The sequence below is a fragment of the Microbacterium sp. PF5 genome, assembly GCF_004794315.1.
Taxonomy (GTDB): domain Bacteria; phylum Actinomycetota; class Actinomycetes; order Actinomycetales; family Microbacteriaceae; genus Microbacterium; species Microbacterium sufflavum.
On sequence record NZ_SSDQ01000052.1, the window covers coordinates 14,792 to 29,920 of the forward strand.

A 15,129-nucleotide genomic window follows, 5' to 3' on the forward strand; every position below is an offset into this window, starting at 1 on the left:
CGTCGCCCCAGCGTTGCAGCAGATGGTGCTCCTTGTGAGCACGGGGGGCTGTGCTCACGCGAGTAACTCTAGTCGCGCGAGTAATTCGATTCTGGGGGGGGCGAGAGCTCGATTCCGCGCGCGGCAACGGTTGAAGTGTGGCCTTCGAACGGGCGTTGGAAGGCTGCTCTCGTCCGTGACGAGTCGCGCGACGGGTCAGGGCTCGGATCGCGTCTTGTGGCTGCGATTCCGTACGAAGCCGAAGATGAGCGTCCCGAGGAACAGGATGATTCCGATGATGGCTAGCCATAGGAGACCCTTGATGGCGAAGCCGACCACCGCCAAGACGGCCCACAGGATGAGCAAGATAACGAGGACTGTCCACATGTCGCTCACGCTACGCGCATCGACTCGGGATAGATATGCCAACTTCAGTGAGCTGCCTCATAGTGGAGCCGACACGCGCTGGCGATTAGTACCCGGGTGCACGCCGGATCAGCGAGAGCTTCGCGAAGGAACTCGGTCCACCGGCCCGCGCTGGAAGCTGTGAGCACGCACATCTTCGGGGCGTAACGTTTGAAGATGAACGCACAATTGAAGAACGTAGAACCGCTGGGGCTCAAAGCGGTCATGCTCAGCTCGCTTCCGGCGACGCTCATGACGGATGATGCCCCGGACCGCTACACCGTCGAAGCGGTGTTCACGCGTCAGGCCGATCGCGACGAAGTCGCCGCGATCCACGGGGTGCCGATGCGCGACTTTCTTTCCGCCCGTGGATATCCGACGGTGGAGTTGAAGGTCTCAGATCGCCGACTGGAGATCGCCAACACCAATCTGCCTGAGTTGCGAGACGGCCTTGCCGCAGTCATCGCGGAACAGTTGGTAGAAATCAACCGGCGCCTCGTCGCGGAACGACTCGTGTCCGCGCTGGGGCTCGAGAAGGCTTCGGCGCGCGAGCATGAACGAGTCGCGCTCGTGGCATCGCTCGCCGAGTCCGTGGTGTTCGCCGCGGGAGCCCACACCGCGTACAGCGACGACGCATCCCGGGCGAGCGACTGGGAAGAGGAGGGTGGGGCACCCCTAAGTTAGGGGCTCCACCGCTGGGAGGTCATCATGGGTGACACCGCTTCGGTCATCCGAACTCGCCCGCGTGACCGTGCCGCGAGTTCGTTCACGGCTCTCGCGCAGCAGGTGCGTGACGCTGGTCTGCTCCGCCGACGATACGGGTACTACTGGACCAAGTTGGTTGGGGCCCCTCTTGCGGTCGCGCTGGGTCTCTTTCTCTTTGTGTGGTTGGGAGACACCTGGTGGCAGTTGTTTGTGGCCGCAGGATTCGCGGTCCTTTTCACTCAGATCGCGTTCCTCGGTCATGACGCGGCGCACCGGCAGATCTTCGTCTCAGGCCGGTGGAACGACTGGGTGAGTCTCATCCTTGGTGACTTGCTTGTGGGCATGAGCTATGGATGGTGGCAGCACAAGCACACCAGGCACCACGGCAATCCGAACAAGCTCGGTGTCGACCCGGACATCGAGCTTCCGGTCATCGCTGTCACTGACGAGAGTGCCAAGAAGTACCAGCGTGGGCCGTTGCGGTGGCTGCGCGCACATCAAGGGTGGTTCTTCTTTCCGATCCTTCTTCTGGAGGGAGTTTCCCTTCACGCGTCTGGAGTCCGTCGGGTGTTCGCTCGAGGGCACCTGGATCGTCGATGGGTGGAGATCGTGTTCCTCGGGGTCCGTATCGGTGGCTACCTGGTCGTTGTCTTCTTGGTTCTTTCGCCAGGGATCGCTTTCACATTCCTCGCCGTGCAACTCGGGCTCTTCGGCTTCTACATGGGCGTATCGTTCGCGCCGAATCACAAGGGCATGCCGGTGGTGCCACGCGATCTGAGGCTCGACTTTCTTCGTCGCCAGGTGATGATGAGCAGGAACGTTCGTGGTAGCAGGCTGCTCGATGTTGCGATGGGGGGATTGAACTATCAGATCGAGCATCATCTTTTCCCCTCCATGCCACGCCCTCATCTCCGCCGCGCAGCGCCCATCATCGAGGACTACTGTCGCGCACAAGGCGTGCCCTACACCGGGGTAAGCCTGTTTCGGTCATACGCCATCGTTGTCGCGTACATCAACCGGGTTGGGTTGGGCGAAAGGGATGCCTTCGCCTGCCCGCTCGTCGAGGCGAGAGCCTCGATCGGATCAACTGCTTACGTCGCGTGAGGTGTGGGTTATGGGCTGATCCGATTGCGCGTAGTGTTGCAAGCAGAGCGCAGCTCGGGACTCTGGGGAGAACCCTTGTGAAGGCTCCGGTTGAGGGGCTCTTGCCCCGCGGTTGCGATTCGCCCGCCGCGCGAGAGCCCTTCTCCTGTGAGGCGGATCGAACTACAGGTTCCAGTCCGCCCAGTCGTCGGGCAATAGTCCCATCGCTGCGGCTTGAGCGGTCGGATCGACGCAGACCGTGACCCTGGTGTGGGCGCCGATGAGTACGCTGACTAGGCTGCCTGCGGTGGCGAAGGTAACGAACGCGGCGGTGTCGCTGTGGGCGGCGGCCTCGATGCGATCCATGAGAGCCACCACGTCGCTACCCGGTGGAAGCGGGTAGGTCTCGTCGTCGAACGTAATCGTCGTGCTCTGCGTCATGATCACCTCGATGTTGGTGCGCGCTGGCCGCCCGCCCCTTCAAGGCTAGCTGCGTGGTCACAGGTGCGACCGGGGGTTGCACTCCGGGATCGATCGTGCGCGGTATTGCTCCCACCTGGTGGATTGCCTCGTGACTAGGGATAGCGGTCGCGTCGACGGGATCGGAGCGATGGGCGGCTGCGGAAGTCCCTGGCAGCCGCCGTGTCCTCCGCCCGAGCATCCAGACGCGGTAGGTTCCCAGCATGAGTGAGCGGAGCCGATGGCGGGAATGGATGGCCGCGACCGATGACGAGCTGCACCGGCTGACCGGGTTGCGGTCCGACCGGCTCGTGCGTTGGGACTATCTGGGGGCCTTCGAACGTGGTCTGAGCCCGAGGGAGGCTGCCAGTCGCGCGGCGGCTGAGGCGGAGTGAGCGGATTGATGCTGACGCGCCGACCGGAATGGACGGGGCACGACTGAACTCACCCTGGTGAGACGCTTCGAAGGCGCTTCAGCTCCACCGCGGCGCGACGCACAATGGGTCCTAGAGTGGCCTGGCGCAGCCCTTGGCGGGGTGGTCGCTCGACTCGCGCCCCCTCCCTGTCCCCCGGGGAGGGGGCTCCTGCGGTTCTGATCCTGGGGTGGTGATCGCGCACTGCTCGCCAGCGATCACGGCCGCTGTCGATCCCGTGCTGCTGAGAGGATGCGAGCATGAAGAGTCCGGCGAATGTGGGCGCCGCAGAGCCTTCCGATGCCGCACGGCGCCGTTCCTGCGACATCGCAGTTCGCATCTTGGAGAACCTGGCGGAGCGTGACGCTCGCCTCGAGGCAGGCTCTACGGCAGCGGTGACAATCGAGGGGGAGGAGTGTATGGCTCGCGCGACCCATCTAGGCTGACAGGCACGCGGTCGGAGAAATCGCTGACGCCTTCCGCCCAGTCGCTCACCTCCTCAGTGATGTAGACCACGGTTCGCGGCGTCGGCTTGAGGAAACGTGGACCGGCGCCGCGGAACCTGAGATCGCGTACTCGCCAAAGCGGAAGCTCGGGCACGAGGATGCTGAGCGACGACTCGCTCACGTAGGTTCGCCGTCGCAGCGTGGCAAGATCGGCGTCGGCATAGACGTATCGGCGATCTGGGCTCGGAGGAGAGCGGTACCCGGCGGCGGGGCCGAGCACCCAGTCCGTGGCGACGGTAGCTTCCAGCCAGCGTCGAAAGAGGAGCTCGTCGAAAAGCCTCTGCCTGTCAGTCAACGTCCAGACTGGAGGGCCAAGTCGTGCCGGGGAGCGCAGGAGTGTTGAAAGACGTGCAGACGTGAGCCCCGGCGCGATAGTCCCGGCTTCCTCCAGAGTCAGCCACGCCGATTGCATGCCTCGACTATAGGTGGCGTGAGTGGACTGAATAGCAGGCGCCGGATTCAGCAAAGCTCCCGACAGATGGGGAGCTTTGCGTATGAGTGGCACTCGGGTCAGGCGTCAGAGCGGGGCTTTCTCCCTGCCCCGGCGCCCTTCCCGGGACGCGCCGCGTTCCATGCGTCGACCGTCTCGACCGTCCACCCGCGCGTAGTGCCGATCATCGCGTCCGGCTCGGATATCGGCGAACCGAACCCGAGTACGAAGCACGGATGGACGACATCTGAGACGACACGCCGCAAAACTTGTAGCCACCTCAGAAAGTTGAGGTGGCTACAGTTATGGCTACTGCCGCTCGGGGAAAATCCCCGACTTTTCAGTGTTTTCTAGTGCCCCCGACAGGAGTCGAACCTGCGACCTACGGTACCGGAAACCGGCGCTCTATCCACTGAGCTACGGAGGCGTACCGATCGACCTTATCACTCGTCCGGGGTGGTCTCCGACCCGCCCGCTTCGGTGACCGGGGCGGCCCGCAGCTCGTCGAGCGCGGCGGCCAGCTTCTCGGCGAGGTAGCGGTGGCCCGCGGTCGACGGATGCTTGCGTCCGACCTCCACGTCGATCACGGAGAGGTAGTTCTGCTCGGTGATCCAGTGCTGCTGCACGGGGGAGATGTACCACCAGCCGCGGGCGGCCGCGAGCTCGGACAGGTCGTGGTCGATGCGGGCGGTCTGCGTGCCGACGGGGAGCTCGTGCGGGGCGGGGCCGAGCACGACGATCGCGGCCTCCGGGTACAGCGCGGTGAGCGCGTCCCAGGCGGCGGTCACGGCGTCGCGGTAGCCCACCTCGCCCTGGGCGCGGTCGTTGATGGAGCCCTGCACGATCACCAGGTCGGGGTCGATCGCGGGGTCGAGGGCGGCGATCCGCTCCCCGAACGTGGGGCCGTCGAGCCCCGGCTTGAGGTAGCCGCTTCCGCGCACGCCGTTGACGACCGTGTGCCCGTGGATCAGGTCGGCGAGCACGTACGCGTACCCGAGCGTGGGATCCGTGGCCGCCGAGCCGTAGGTCCACGAGTCGCCGAAGACCAGCACGGTGGGGTCGTCGGGGAGCGTGAGAGGAGCCGGAGCGATGGCCGCGGTGGCGGTGTCGTCACCGGCGGCGACGGGCGCGGCGGAGGGAGCGGGAGTCCACGGCCGCCACACACCCAGAACGCCCGCCGTGACGGCGAGCACCAGTGCGGTGGCGACCCCGGCGGCACGCAGTCGGCGGCGGGTGGCGGGGGCCTTCATGGCATGAGAGTAGATCACGGTCGGCCGAACGCAAATTCGGCGCGACGCACGGGGGCGGAGATCACCCGTCCGCGCCCGTAAACTGGGGAGTCTATGAACCCCGAAACGCTCGCCTCCGCCATCCTCGCCGTCCTCGCACCGATCGCCGAGGCTCGACGTCCCGGCGAGCCGCTCGGGGTCACCGCCGCCGACGTCGTGCTGGAGCGTCCGCGCAACCGCGACCACGGCGACTGGGCCTCCAACATCGCGATGCGCCTGGCGAAGCCGCTCGGCACCAACCCGCGCGAGCTGGCGCAGGAGATCGCCGACGGACTCGTCCGCGTCGACGGGGTCGCGAGCGCCGAGGTCGCCGGTCCCGGGTTCCTCAACATCCGTCTCGACGCAGCCGCGGCCGGCGCGCTCGCGAAGGTCATCGTCGACGCCGGTCCCGCGTACGGCACCAACTCCTCGCAGGAGGGCGTGAGCGTCAACGTCGAGTTCGTGTCGGCCAACCCCACGGGTCCGCTGCACATCGCGCACACGCGCTGGGCCGCCCTGGGCGACGCGATCGTGCGCCTGCTGCTGGCGAGCGGCGCGCACGCGGTGCGCGAGTACTACATCAACGACGCCGGCGTGCAGATGGACCGCTTCGCGGGCTCGGTGCTCGCCGCCGCGAAGGGCGAGCCGACCCCCGAGGGCGGCTACCCCGGCGAGTACATCACCACGCTCGCCGGCCGCGTGCTCGAGGCCCGCCCCGACCTGCTCGACCTCCCCGAGGCCGAGCAGCTCGACGTCGCCCGCGAGCTCGCGTACGAGTACCAGCTCGCCGAGATCACGCACTCGCTCGACCGCTTCAACGTGCCGTTCGACGTGTGGTTCTCCGAGCGCACGCTGCACGCGAAGGACGCGTCGGGCCTGAGCCTGATCGACCGTGCCGTCGACCGCCTCCGCGAGCAGGGGCACGTGTTCGACCAGGACGGCGCGGTGTGGGTGCGCACGACCGACTTCGGCGACGACAAGGACCGCGTGATCCGCCGCTCGAACGGCGAGTACACGTACTTCGCCGCGGATGCCGCGTACTACCTCGACAAGGGCGACCGCGGCTTCCGCGACAAGATCTACCTCCTCGGCGCCGACCACCACGGCTACGTGCACCGCCTCAAGGCGGTCGCCGGTGCCGCGGGGGAGGACCCGGAGAAGAACGTCGAGGTGCTGATCGGCCAGATGGTGTCGATCAACGGCGCCCGCCTGAGCAAGCGCGCGGGCAACATCATCGAGATGGACGACCTGCTCGACTGGCTCGGCACCGACGCGCTGCGCTACTCGCTGGAGCGCTCGCCCGCCGACTCGCCGCTCGACCTCGACCCCGAGCTGCTGCAGAAGCGCACCAACGACAACCCGGTGTTCTACGTGCAGTACGCCCACGCGCGCACGCACAACGTGGCCCGCAACGCCGCCGACTCCGGTGTCGACCGCTCCGAGTTCGCGCCGGAGACGCTGACGCACGAGAGCGAGGCCGCCCTGCTGGGCGCGCTGCAGGAGTTCCCGCGCATCGTGGCGTTCGCCGCTCAGGTGCGCGAACCCCACCGCGTGGCCCGCTACCTGGAGGAGCTCGCGGGCCTGTACCACCGCTGGTACGACAACTGCCGCGTGATCCCGCTCAGCGACGACCCGGTCGAGAGCGTGCACCGCACCCGCCTGTGGCTGAACGACGCCGCCGGTCAGGTGTTCCGCAACGGCCTCGGCCTGCTGGGCGTCTCGGCTCCCGAGCGCATGTGACCGGCCGCCCGTGCGGCAGGATGACACCATGAGCGACGACAACCACACGCTGCCGTACCCCGAGCCGTCGCGGGAGCACCCGACGCTGGTGATCCCCGACGCGGCGGCGTCGCAGCCGGAGAAGGCCAGGCGACGGCCGCGGTGGCCGTGGGTCGTGCTGATCGTGGTCGTGGTGCTCGCGGTGCTCGTCGTGGCGGCGGAGCTCATCGCCCGCGCCGTGCTTCCCGGCGTGGTGCGGTCGATCGTGATCGAGCAGCTCGACCTGCCGGCGGATCAGCAGCTCGACGTGGAGACCACGGGCCTGCTCCTGCCGCAGCTCATCGGCGGACGCCTCGACACGTTGCACCTGTCCACCGATGCGGTGACCCTGGAGGGCATCACCGGTGCGGCCGACGTGACCGCGACCGGCGTGCCCCTGCGCGGCGGCGACCTCGACGGCGCCGACGGCACGATCCGCATCGACCAGGAGCAGTTCACGGCGCTGCTGGCCACGACCGACCTCCCGGTGGACTCCGTCGAGCTGGACGAGCCGAATGCCACGCTGGGCGGCTCCTTCGACGTGCTGGGCACCGCGGTGCCGGTGTCGATCACGCTCACCCCGGGCGCGGTCGACGGCGATCTGGAGCTGACCCCCGTGGCGGCGAGCGTCGGCGGGATCGACATCGACCTGTCCCGCGTCGGCTCGTCCCTGGGCGGGCTGGGCGAGGGCCTCACGGAGCCGCGCCGCGTCTGCATCGCGGATCAGCTGCCGGCCGGGCTCACCCTCACCGGGCTGCAGATCTCCGGCGATGCCGCCGTGATCGACGTGGATGTCGACGGCGCGATCGTCACCGACGAGGCGCTGCAGGAGAAGGGCACCTGCCCGCGCTGACCGGCTACCCGGCCTCGGCGCGCGGTCCGTCCATCCGGGCCCGTAGGAGCTCGGCGAGCCACTGCGGCCGCTGCAGCGGGATGCCGTGGCCACAGCCGTCGACCGTGACCAACGTGCTGCCGGGGAGCGCACGGTGCAGTGCCGCGGCGGAACGGTGCATGAGCTTCTTCTCTTTCTGTCCGACGAGGACGAGCGCCGAGCCGGGGAACTGCGACCACGCGGGCGGCGGCGCGAAGCGCAGGTTCTCCGCCACCGCGGTCACCAGGGTCTCGCGCGAGATGCCGGCCGAGGTGCGCAGGTAGGCGGGGAGCAGGTCGTCGGGCACGAACAGCTCCCGCGCCTGCAGCCGGGCGAAGCGCTCGTTCTTCGCCAGCCCGGCGGTCGCCCGCAGGAGCGCGAGGGTCGGGCCGATCGCGCGCGCCGGTTCCGCCTGGGCGCTGATCACCACCGCGTCGGACACCAGGTCGGGGCGCTGCGTCGCGAGCAGCACGGTCAACTGCGCGCCGAGCGAGAACCCGACCACGGTCGCGGGGGCGGACTCGTGCTTCAGGATCCGGGCGAGCGCGTCGACGGTCGCGGCGTGCGACACGTACGGCTCGGTCGCACTCGCGCCGTGGCCGGGCAGGTCGGGCACGATCACCCGCTGCTGCTCGCCGAGCCGGGCGCGCACCGGGTCCCACATCCACCCGGCGACCCCGCCACCGTGCAGCAGGAGAAGGGGTCGTGTGCCGGTCGGGCCGGAAGTCTCGTGGTGCACGTCACTGCCTCTCGAACGTCGCCGCCATGCGGCCGATGGTGTCGATCGTGCTCTCCAGTCGATCGCGATTGAGGGGGCCGAGCAGCCGCGCGGCCGACAGCAGGCCGAGCGTGGCGCTCGACAGGGCGAGGGCGAGCGACTCCGGCGCCACGTCGGCGACGACGAGCCCGCGTCGCTGCAGGTCGTGCACCCACGCGATCACGCGCTCGTGTCGTTCCCGGTACCGTCCGTCCTGCTCCTCCGCGACGTGCGCCCCGAGCACGCCGGTGTCGTCGAGGAACGCCGCGGTCATCAGCTCGTCGTCGAGCAGCGCGCGGGCGGTCGCACGATATGCGGCGGCGAGCGAGGGGTGCGCGCCGAGCTCCTGCTCCACGCGCGCGGCGATGCGGGCGTTGCCGCGCTGGAGCAGGGCGTCGCGCACGTCGCGCTTCGACGTGAACTCCCGGTACACGGCGCCCTTCGCGATCCCCGCGTCCTCCGCGACGGCGGCGATGCTCATGGCGTCGAAGCCGCGGGCGAGCACGAGCCGCTCGGCCGCGTCGAGGATGCGGTCGCGGCGGTGGGGGATGAGCGGTCTAGGCATCGGCCCGCCCGTCGAGGTGTTCGAGCAGCGCCGCGGTGACGACGTCGGGACGATCGCGCTGCACCCAGTGGCCGGCGCCGGGGACCACGACCAGACGGGCGTCGGGCAGCAGGCGCGCAGCGGTGCGGATGCGGTCGAGGGGCACACCGGAGTCGCGGTCGCCGTGCACCAGCAGCGTCGGCGTGCGCACGGACGGCAGCCGGTCGGTGTACACCGTGCGCAGTCGGTTCCACCGCACCTGGTCGCGCTGCCACTCGCCGAACGTCGCGAGCCCGGTGCCCGTGGCGGCCTCGGAGAGCACGGCTTCGACGAGCTCGGGCGTGCGCGCCTCCGGGCTGCGCACCAGGTCGGCGAGACCCTTCTCCATCGCGGTGGCGTTGCGCGCGTACGAGCGCGTCATCGCGGAGAGCAGGCCGGAGCGCAGCAGCAGGAAGGTGGAGAAGTGGGTGAGGGCGCCGAGCGGACCGTCGGCCAGCCGCGGCATCAGCCCGTAGCAGCCGAGCAGGGCGGCCGCGCGTGCCTGCCCGGGGCGGTCGAGGAGGTGCCCGACGGTCAGACCACCGCCGAGGGAGAGCCCGGCGACGACGTAGTCGCGCAGGCGCAGCGCGTCGACGAGCTCGCCCACGTACTGCACCAGCCGCTCCTGCGTGAGCCTCCACTCCGGACGGGGACTGTGCCCGAAGCCGGGGTGGTCCGGCGCGAGAACCCAGTGCCCGGCGGCGGCGAGCTGCGGGCCGATGCCGCCCCAGGAGAGCTCGGCGCTGTCGGCTCCGCCGCCGTGCAGCAGCAGGAGGGGCGAGCCGGATTCGTGCGTCGGGGTCCATTCGCACAGTGAGACCTCGGCGCCGGGGAGGCTGATGCGCGTCCGCGTGGGAGTCATGCGTGTCCTCTCGTTGTGACCAAACTAGCAGTTATGGTCACAACGAGGGTCGCGCGGTCAGCGGTCCTCGTGTGCGGCGCCGGTCCCGGCCTCCTCTGCGGCGGCGCGCTGGGCTTCGCGCAGCTCCGCGGTCGCCACCTGCACGTCCACCTCGGCGCGCTGCAGCCGGCGCTGCACGAACGTCCGAGCGCCGAACCGCTCGTGCAGCCGGTCCTTGCGCTCCTCCTCGGCGGTCACGATGTACGCGCAGGCCACCAGAATCACCTGCGTCGACAGGTTGAGCCAGATCAGCAGGGCCAGCAGCGAGGCGAACGACGCCAGCAGCGGGTTGCTGGTGGCACCGCCGACGAACAGGCCGGACAGCTCCTGCAGCACGATGAGCCCGAACGCCCCGAGCAGCGCCCCCGTCCACAGCGACCGCGCCGCGGGGCGCACCCCGGACAGCAGAAGGAACGCGCCGACGATGAGCGCGGCGTCGAGCGCGAAGACCACCACGAGCGACAGCAGCCGCACCGTCACGGCGACCGCGGGGGAGTCCGACGGCAGACCCAGGAGGTCCGCGATCCACGTGGCGCCGAGCTGCCCGATGAACGTCAGTGCGGCCGCGAGCACGAAGGCCACGCCGATGCCGAGCCCCAGGAGCAGGTTGCGCACGATCACCCAGATCCACAGGATGTCGGACTGCACGGTCCCGGCGATCACGCGGATGGCCGTGCGCAGCGAGCCGATGGCTCCCAGCGCCGCACCGATCAGGGCGACCAGGGAGACCAGCCCGGCGACGGAGAGCGACGCCGGGGCGCGGAGGTCTTTCGCATCGATCACGCCGTCGTCGCCGATCAGCCCGGGCACGGCGGCCTGCACCGCGTCGATGATCGCGCGCCACGCGTCGGGGTTGCCCGCGAGCCACAGCGCCGCGATCGAGAACCCGAGCAGCACGCCAGCGAACACGCTGAACAGCGCGCGGTAGGTGACGCTGTCGGCCAGCATCGGGCCACGGCGCTCGGAGTACAGCAGCGCCGCGCGGACGGGGCGACGCGCGAGGGCCCAGGCGATGACGGGTCCTGTGATGCGCGCGACGAGTCCGGGCCGCGACGGCCCGTCGGATCGGGTGTGAGCGTCTGTTGCGTCGGTGTCTGCCACGCCCCCACCCTAGGAGAGCCGCGACGGGGGTCCCCAGGGGCTTGACGCGGGCTGTCACCGTGCGCAGGCGGATCGGGGCGTTGCCCTAGAATCGGGGGCAACTCGATGTGCGCCCTCCCGCCCGAGACCCGACCCACGATTGGTGCTCCGTGCTTGCTCCTGCCGACTCGCTCGCCCCGGAATGGCTCCTCGTCCCCGATGACCCGAACGATCTCGCGAGCGGTGTGTGGCCGGCGTCGGCCCGTCGTGACGAGGATGGAGCGCTCGTGCTCGCCGGCGTGCGCGCCACCGAGCTCGCCCGCACCTACGGCACCCCGGTCCTGGTGCTCGACGAGGACGAGGTCCGCACCAGGGCCCGTGCCTTCCGGGTGGCGTTCGACCGGGCCGCGGCGGAGCACGGCACCACGGCGCAGGTGTACTACGCGGGCAAGGCGTTCCTGAGCACGACCGTCGCCCGGTGGGTCGTCGACGAGGGGCTCCGCGTCGACGTGTGCACGGGCGGCGAGCTCGCGGTGGCCCTGGCCGCCGGGGTCGCACCCGCATCGCTCGGCTTCCACGGCAACAACAAGTCGGTCGCCGAGCTGGAGCGCGCGGTACAGGTGGGCGTCGGCACGATCGTGGTCGACAGCGCGATCGAGATCGAGCGGCTGGCCGCGATCGCGGCCCGCACCGATGCGGTGCAGCGGGTCATGGTGCGCGTCATCAGCGGCGTGCACGCCGAGACCCACGACTTCCTCGCGACCGCCCACGAAGACCAGAAGTTCGGCTTCCCCCTCGCGGAGGCGGAGGTCGCCGTCGCCCGCATCCGCGAGATCCCCGGGCTGGAGTTCGCCGGTCTGCACTGTCACATCGGTTCGCAGATCTTCGGCGTCGCCGGGTTCCGCGAGTCGGCGTCGCGCGTGCTCGAGCTGCATGCGGCGCTCCTGGAGCACGGACCGGTGCCGCAGCTCAACCTCGGCGGCGGTTTCGGCATCGCGTACACCCGGGTCGACGACCCCACGCCGATCGATGAGCTCGCTGGCGCCATCGTGGCCGCGGTCGCCGAGGGCTGCGCGGCCAGGGGCATCCCCGTGCCCGCGCTGTCGTTCGAGCCGGGCAGGGCCATCATCGGCACGGCCGGAGTGACCCTGTACGAGGTCGGCACCACGAAGGACGTGACGATCGCCTCCGGGGCGACCCGCCGCTACGTCAGCGTGGACGGCGGGATGAGCGACAACGCCCGCACCGCCCTGTACGGCGCCAGCTACTCGGCGCGGCTGGCGTCCCGCACGGGGGAGGGCGAGCCGCAGCTGAGCCGCGTCGTCGGCAAGCACTGCGAGTCGGGCGACATCGTGGTCGACCACGAGTACCTTCCCGCCGACCTCGCACCGGGCGACCTGCTGGCCGTTCCGGCGACGGGCGCCTACTGCGCCTCGCTGTCGAGCAACTACAACCACGTCCCGCGACCGCCGATCGTGGCGGTGCGCGACGGCCGTTCGCGGGTGATCGTCCGCGGCGAGACCGTCGATGACCTGCTGGCCCGCGATGCGGGCATCGACGGGGCCGACGCCCCCGAGGGAGACCGATGACCCACCCCCTGAAGGAGCACGCATGACTGACTACCGACGACTTCGCGTGGCGCTGCTGGGCGCCGGAGCGGTCGGCTCCCAGGTGGCGGCGCTGCTGCTGCGTCACGGCGACGAGCTCGCCGATCGCGCGGGAGCCGCCCTCGAGCTCGCGGGCATCGCGGTGCGCGATGTGGACGCCCCGCGCGACGTGGAGCTGCCGAAGGAGCTGTTCACGACCGACGCCGAGTCGCTCATCCTCGGCGCCGACATCGTGATCGAGCTGATCGGCGGGATCGAGCCGGCGCGCTCCAACATCCTGCAGGCGATCGGCTCCGGTGCCGACGTCGTCACTGCGAACAAGGCGCTGCTGGCGACGCACGGGCCCGAGCTGTTCGAGGCGGCCGACCGCGTGGGCGCCTCGGTGTACTACGAGGCCGCCGCGGCCGGTGCCATCCCGATCATCCGGCCGCTGCGCGACTCGCTCGCGGGCGACCGCGTGGTGCGGATCATGGGCATCGTGAACGGCACCACGAACTACATCCTCGACCGGATGGACACCGAGGGGGCCGACTTCGCCGACGTGCTCGCCGATGCGCAGCGCCTGGGATACGCCGAGGCCGACCCCACCGCCGACGTCGAGGGCTACGACGCGGCACAGAAGGCCGCGATCCTCGCGAGCCTCGCCTTCCACACCGCCGTCCCGCTCGACGCTGTGCACCGCGAGGGCATCACCTCGATCACGGCGTCGATGATCGAGGAGGCGCGCGCGGCGGGCTTCGTGATCAAGCTGCTCGCGGTGTGCGAGCGCATCGAGGCGAACGGTGCCGAGTCGATCTCGGTGCGCGTGTATCCGGCGCTGGTCCCCGCGACCCATCCGCTGGCCTCCGTGCACGGCGCGAACAACGCCGTGTTCGTCGAGGCGGAGGCCGCCGGCTCGCTCATGTTCTACGGCGCGGGCGCCGGCGGCGTGCAGACGGCCTCTGCCGTGCTGGGCGACGTGGTCTCGGCCGCGCGGCGCCACATCGCCGGCGGCGTCGGGGTGGGGGAGTCGACCAGGGCGAACCTCCCCATCGTGCCGATCGGTCACGTCACCACCCGCTACCAGATCACGCTCGAGGTCTCCGATGCGCCGGGCGTGCTCGCGACGGTCGCGGGCATCCTCAGCGACGGCGGCGTCTCGGTCGCGACGGTCGTGCAGACCGTCGAGGGTGAGGACGAGCCGACCGCCCGCCTCATCATCGGCACGCACCGCGCGACGGAGCAGGCACTGAGCGACACGGTCGCGGTCCTCGCGGGCAGCGACGTCGTCGCCCGCGTCGTGTCCGTGCTGCGGGTGGAAGGCGAGTGAGCACCGTGGCCGCCCCGGCGCCGGAGGAGAAGCGCTCGATCCTCGGCCGCACGGTCGAGGTCACGGTGCCAGCGACCAGTGCCAACCTGGGCCCCGGCTTCGACACGCTCGGCCTGGCGCTCAGCGTGTACGACCACCTCGAGGTCACCGCCCTGCCGGCCGGACAGCTGGAGATCGAGGTCACGGGGTCGGGCGCGGACGACATCCCGCGCGATGCGTCGAACCTGATCGTCCGCACGGTCGCCTACGTGTTCCAGGACGTCGGGCGCCCGGTCCCCGGGCTGCGCATCGTCGCGGAGAACGGCGTGCCGCACGGCCGCGGACTCGGGTCGTCGGGTGCCGCTGTCGCCGCGGGCGTCCTGGCCGCGAAGGGTCTGCTGGCGGGCGACGTGGATCTGTCCGACACCGACCTGCTGCGTCTGGCGACCGAGATCGAGGGTCACCCCGACAACGTCGCCCCCGCGCTGTTCGGCGGGCTCACGATCGCGTGGATGGGCGAGCGCGGACCGCAGCACAAGAAGCTGCTCGTGCACCGGGGCGTCTCGCCGCTCGTGCTCGTCCCCGCCTACACGATGTCGACGTCGCAGGCGCGGTCGCTGCAGCCGCCGCACGTGTCGACGGCCGATGCGGTGTTCAACCTGTCGCGCTCCGCCCTGCTGGTCGCGGCGCTCATGCAGAGCCCTGAGCTGCTGCTCGATGCGACGGCCGACCGGCTGCACCAGGACTACCGCGCCGAGGCGATGCCCGAGACGCAGCGGCTCGTGCAGGCGCTGCGCGCGGCCGGGTTCGCCGCGGTCGTGTCGGGTGCGGGCCCCAGCGTGCTCGTGCTCGCCGACGGCCCGGGCAGCCGTCAGGACGCGGTGGAACTCGCCGATCGTGTGACCGACACCCCGTGGGAGGCGCTGCTGCTCGCCGTCGACGTTCGTGGTGGTACAGTGGGGGATCGAGCGGAGGGCTCCACGTAACGTCGTGAATCTGGCCCCATTGCAACTCTTGCAAGACCCGCACGCAAACC

The 15,129-nt window shown here is 70.1% G+C and carries 16 protein-coding genes and 1 tRNA gene; 8 read left to right on the forward strand and 9 right to left on the reverse strand.

Going from position 1 to position 15,129, the window contains the following annotated elements; all coding sequences use genetic code 11:
- Positions 1–195: 195 nt before the first annotated feature.
- Positions 196–375, reverse strand: a complete 180-nt coding sequence (locus DW297_RS03015; protein WP_136029233.1) for a hypothetical protein — start codon at positions 373–375, stop codon at positions 196–198.
- 186 nt (positions 376–561) lie between these two features.
- On the opposite strand from DW297_RS03015, the gene DW297_RS03020 reads away from it, so the two are divergent.
- Both DW297_RS03020 and DW297_RS03025 read left to right on the forward strand, forming a co-directional pair.
- A complete protein-coding gene (locus tag DW297_RS03020; protein WP_136029235.1) occupies positions 562–1,068 on the forward strand; it encodes a hypothetical protein in 507 nt (168 codons plus the stop codon).
- Positions 1,069–1,092: 24 nt separating this feature from the next.
- Positions 1,093–2,193 (forward strand): fatty acid desaturase family protein, encoded by a 1,101-nt coding sequence (locus tag DW297_RS03025; protein ID WP_136029237.1) that lies wholly within the window; start codon positions 1,093–1,095, stop codon positions 2,191–2,193.
- 162 nt (positions 2,194–2,355) lie between these two features.
- Here DW297_RS03025 and DW297_RS03030 read toward each other — a convergent pair whose 3' ends face one another.
- On the reverse strand, positions 2,356–2,613 hold the full coding sequence (locus DW297_RS03030) for a hypothetical protein (RefSeq protein ID WP_136029239.1): 258 nt from the start codon (positions 2,611–2,613) through the stop codon (positions 2,356–2,358).
- 242 nt (positions 2,614–2,855) lie between these two features.
- Here DW297_RS03030 and DW297_RS18740 point away from each other — a divergent pair, with 242 nt between their 5' ends.
- Positions 2,856–3,026 (forward strand): DUF5419 family protein, encoded by a 171-nt coding sequence (locus tag DW297_RS18740; protein WP_168387267.1) that lies wholly within the window; start codon positions 2,856–2,858, stop codon positions 3,024–3,026.
- 402 nt (positions 3,027–3,428) lie between these two features.
- Here the strand turns inward: DW297_RS18740 and DW297_RS03040 are convergent, their stop codons facing one another.
- The 3 genes from DW297_RS03040 to DW297_RS03055 form a co-directional block, all read right to left on the reverse strand.
- Positions 3,429–3,962 (reverse strand): hypothetical protein, encoded by a 534-nt coding sequence (locus DW297_RS03040; RefSeq protein ID WP_136029243.1) that lies wholly within the window; start codon positions 3,960–3,962, stop codon positions 3,429–3,431.
- Positions 3,963–4,334: 372 nt separating this feature from the next.
- A tRNA-Arg gene (locus tag DW297_RS03050) sits at positions 4,335–4,407 on the reverse strand.
- Between the two features lie 16 nt (positions 4,408–4,423).
- Positions 4,424–5,230 carry an SGNH/GDSL hydrolase family protein gene (locus tag DW297_RS03055; protein ID WP_136029247.1) on the reverse strand — a complete coding sequence of 269 codons (807 nt, stop codon included), beginning with the start codon at positions 5,228–5,230 and terminating at the stop codon, positions 4,424–4,426.
- 93 nt (positions 5,231–5,323) lie between these two features.
- Here DW297_RS03055 and argS point away from each other — a divergent pair, with 93 nt between their 5' ends.
- Positions 5,324–6,988, forward strand: coding sequence for an arginine--tRNA ligase (gene argS / locus DW297_RS03060; RefSeq protein WP_136029249.1), 1,665 nt, complete (start codon positions 5,324–5,326; stop codon positions 6,986–6,988).
- A 28-nt stretch (positions 6,989–7,016) separates the two neighbouring features.
- Positions 7,017–7,859: an LmeA family phospholipid-binding protein gene (locus DW297_RS03065; RefSeq protein WP_136029251.1), complete on the forward strand. Its 843-nt coding sequence runs from the start codon at positions 7,017–7,019 to the stop codon at positions 7,857–7,859.
- A 4-nt stretch (positions 7,860–7,863) separates the two neighbouring features.
- Here DW297_RS03065 and DW297_RS03070 read toward each other — a convergent pair whose 3' ends face one another.
- The 4 genes from DW297_RS03070 to DW297_RS03085 are packed head-to-tail and all read right to left on the reverse strand — an operon-like array spanning position 7,864 to position 11,219.
- Entirely contained in the window at positions 7,864–8,616 is a 753-nt protein-coding gene (locus tag DW297_RS03070) for an alpha/beta fold hydrolase (RefSeq protein WP_136029253.1), read from the reverse strand.
- 1 nt (position 8,617) lies between these two features.
- Positions 8,618–9,199 carry a TetR/AcrR family transcriptional regulator gene (locus tag DW297_RS03075; protein WP_136029255.1) on the reverse strand — a complete coding sequence of 194 codons (582 nt, stop codon included), beginning with the start codon at positions 9,197–9,199 and terminating at the stop codon, positions 8,618–8,620.
- Complete coding sequence (locus DW297_RS03080; protein WP_136029257.1) at positions 9,192–10,079, reverse strand: alpha/beta fold hydrolase; 888 nt, start codon at positions 10,077–10,079, stop codon at positions 9,192–9,194. Before DW297_RS03080 ends, DW297_RS03075 begins: the two co-directional genes overlap by 8 nt.
- Before the next feature lie 57 nt (positions 10,080–10,136).
- The gene (locus tag DW297_RS03085; protein WP_136029259.1) at positions 10,137–11,219 is read right to left on the reverse strand and encodes a YihY/virulence factor BrkB family protein; all 1,083 of its coding nucleotides are present in this window, start codon (positions 11,217–11,219) and stop codon (positions 10,137–10,139) included.
- A 149-nt stretch (positions 11,220–11,368) separates the two neighbouring features.
- Here DW297_RS03085 and lysA point away from each other — a divergent pair, with 149 nt between their 5' ends.
- The 3 genes from lysA to thrB are packed head-to-tail and all read left to right on the forward strand — an operon-like array spanning position 11,369 to position 15,079.
- Positions 11,369–12,787, forward strand: coding sequence for a diaminopimelate decarboxylase (gene lysA, locus DW297_RS03090; protein ID WP_136029262.1), 1,419 nt, complete (start codon positions 11,369–11,371; stop codon positions 12,785–12,787).
- 22 nt (positions 12,788–12,809) lie between these two features.
- The gene (locus DW297_RS03095) at positions 12,810–14,114 is read left to right on the forward strand and encodes a homoserine dehydrogenase (RefSeq protein WP_136029264.1); all 1,305 of its coding nucleotides are present in this window, start codon (positions 12,810–12,812) and stop codon (positions 14,112–14,114) included.
- Positions 14,111–15,079: a homoserine kinase gene (thrB, locus tag DW297_RS03100; RefSeq protein WP_240744499.1), complete on the forward strand. Its 969-nt coding sequence runs from the start codon at positions 14,111–14,113 to the stop codon at positions 15,077–15,079. The genes DW297_RS03095 and thrB overlap by 4 nt, the downstream gene beginning before the upstream one ends.
- Positions 15,080–15,129 lie beyond the last annotated feature (50 nt).

Coding starts and splice junctions, on each gene's coding strand:
- DW297_RS03080 (WP_136029257.1), bottom strand. CDS start 10,079: ATGACTCCCACGCGGACGCGCATCAGCCTCCCCGGCGCCGAGGTCTCA.
- DW297_RS03030 (WP_136029239.1), bottom strand. CDS start 2,613: ATGACGCAGAGCACGACGATTACGTTCGACGACGAGACCTACCCGCTT.
- DW297_RS03075 (WP_136029255.1), bottom strand. CDS start 9,199: ATGCCTAGACCGCTCATCCCCCACCGCCGCGACCGCATCCTCGACGCG.
- DW297_RS03020 (WP_136029235.1), top strand. CDS start 562: ATGAACGCACAATTGAAGAACGTAGAACCGCTGGGGCTCAAAGCGGTC.
- DW297_RS03055 (WP_136029247.1), bottom strand. CDS start 5,230: ATGAAGGCCCCCGCCACCCGCCGCCGACTGCGTGCCGCCGGGGTCGCC.
- DW297_RS03025 (WP_136029237.1), top strand. CDS start 1,093: ATGGGTGACACCGCTTCGGTCATCCGAACTCGCCCGCGTGACCGTGCC.
- DW297_RS03040 (WP_136029243.1), bottom strand. CDS start 3,962: ATGCAATCGGCGTGGCTGACTCTGGAGGAAGCCGGGACTATCGCGCCG.
- argS (WP_136029249.1), top strand. CDS start 5,324: ATGAACCCCGAAACGCTCGCCTCCGCCATCCTCGCCGTCCTCGCACCG.
- DW297_RS03065 (WP_136029251.1), top strand. CDS start 7,017: ATGAGCGACGACAACCACACGCTGCCGTACCCCGAGCCGTCGCGGGAG.
- DW297_RS18740 (WP_168387267.1), top strand. CDS start 2,856: ATGAGTGAGCGGAGCCGATGGCGGGAATGGATGGCCGCGACCGATGAC.
- DW297_RS03095 (WP_136029264.1), top strand. CDS start 12,810: ATGACTGACTACCGACGACTTCGCGTGGCGCTGCTGGGCGCCGGAGCG.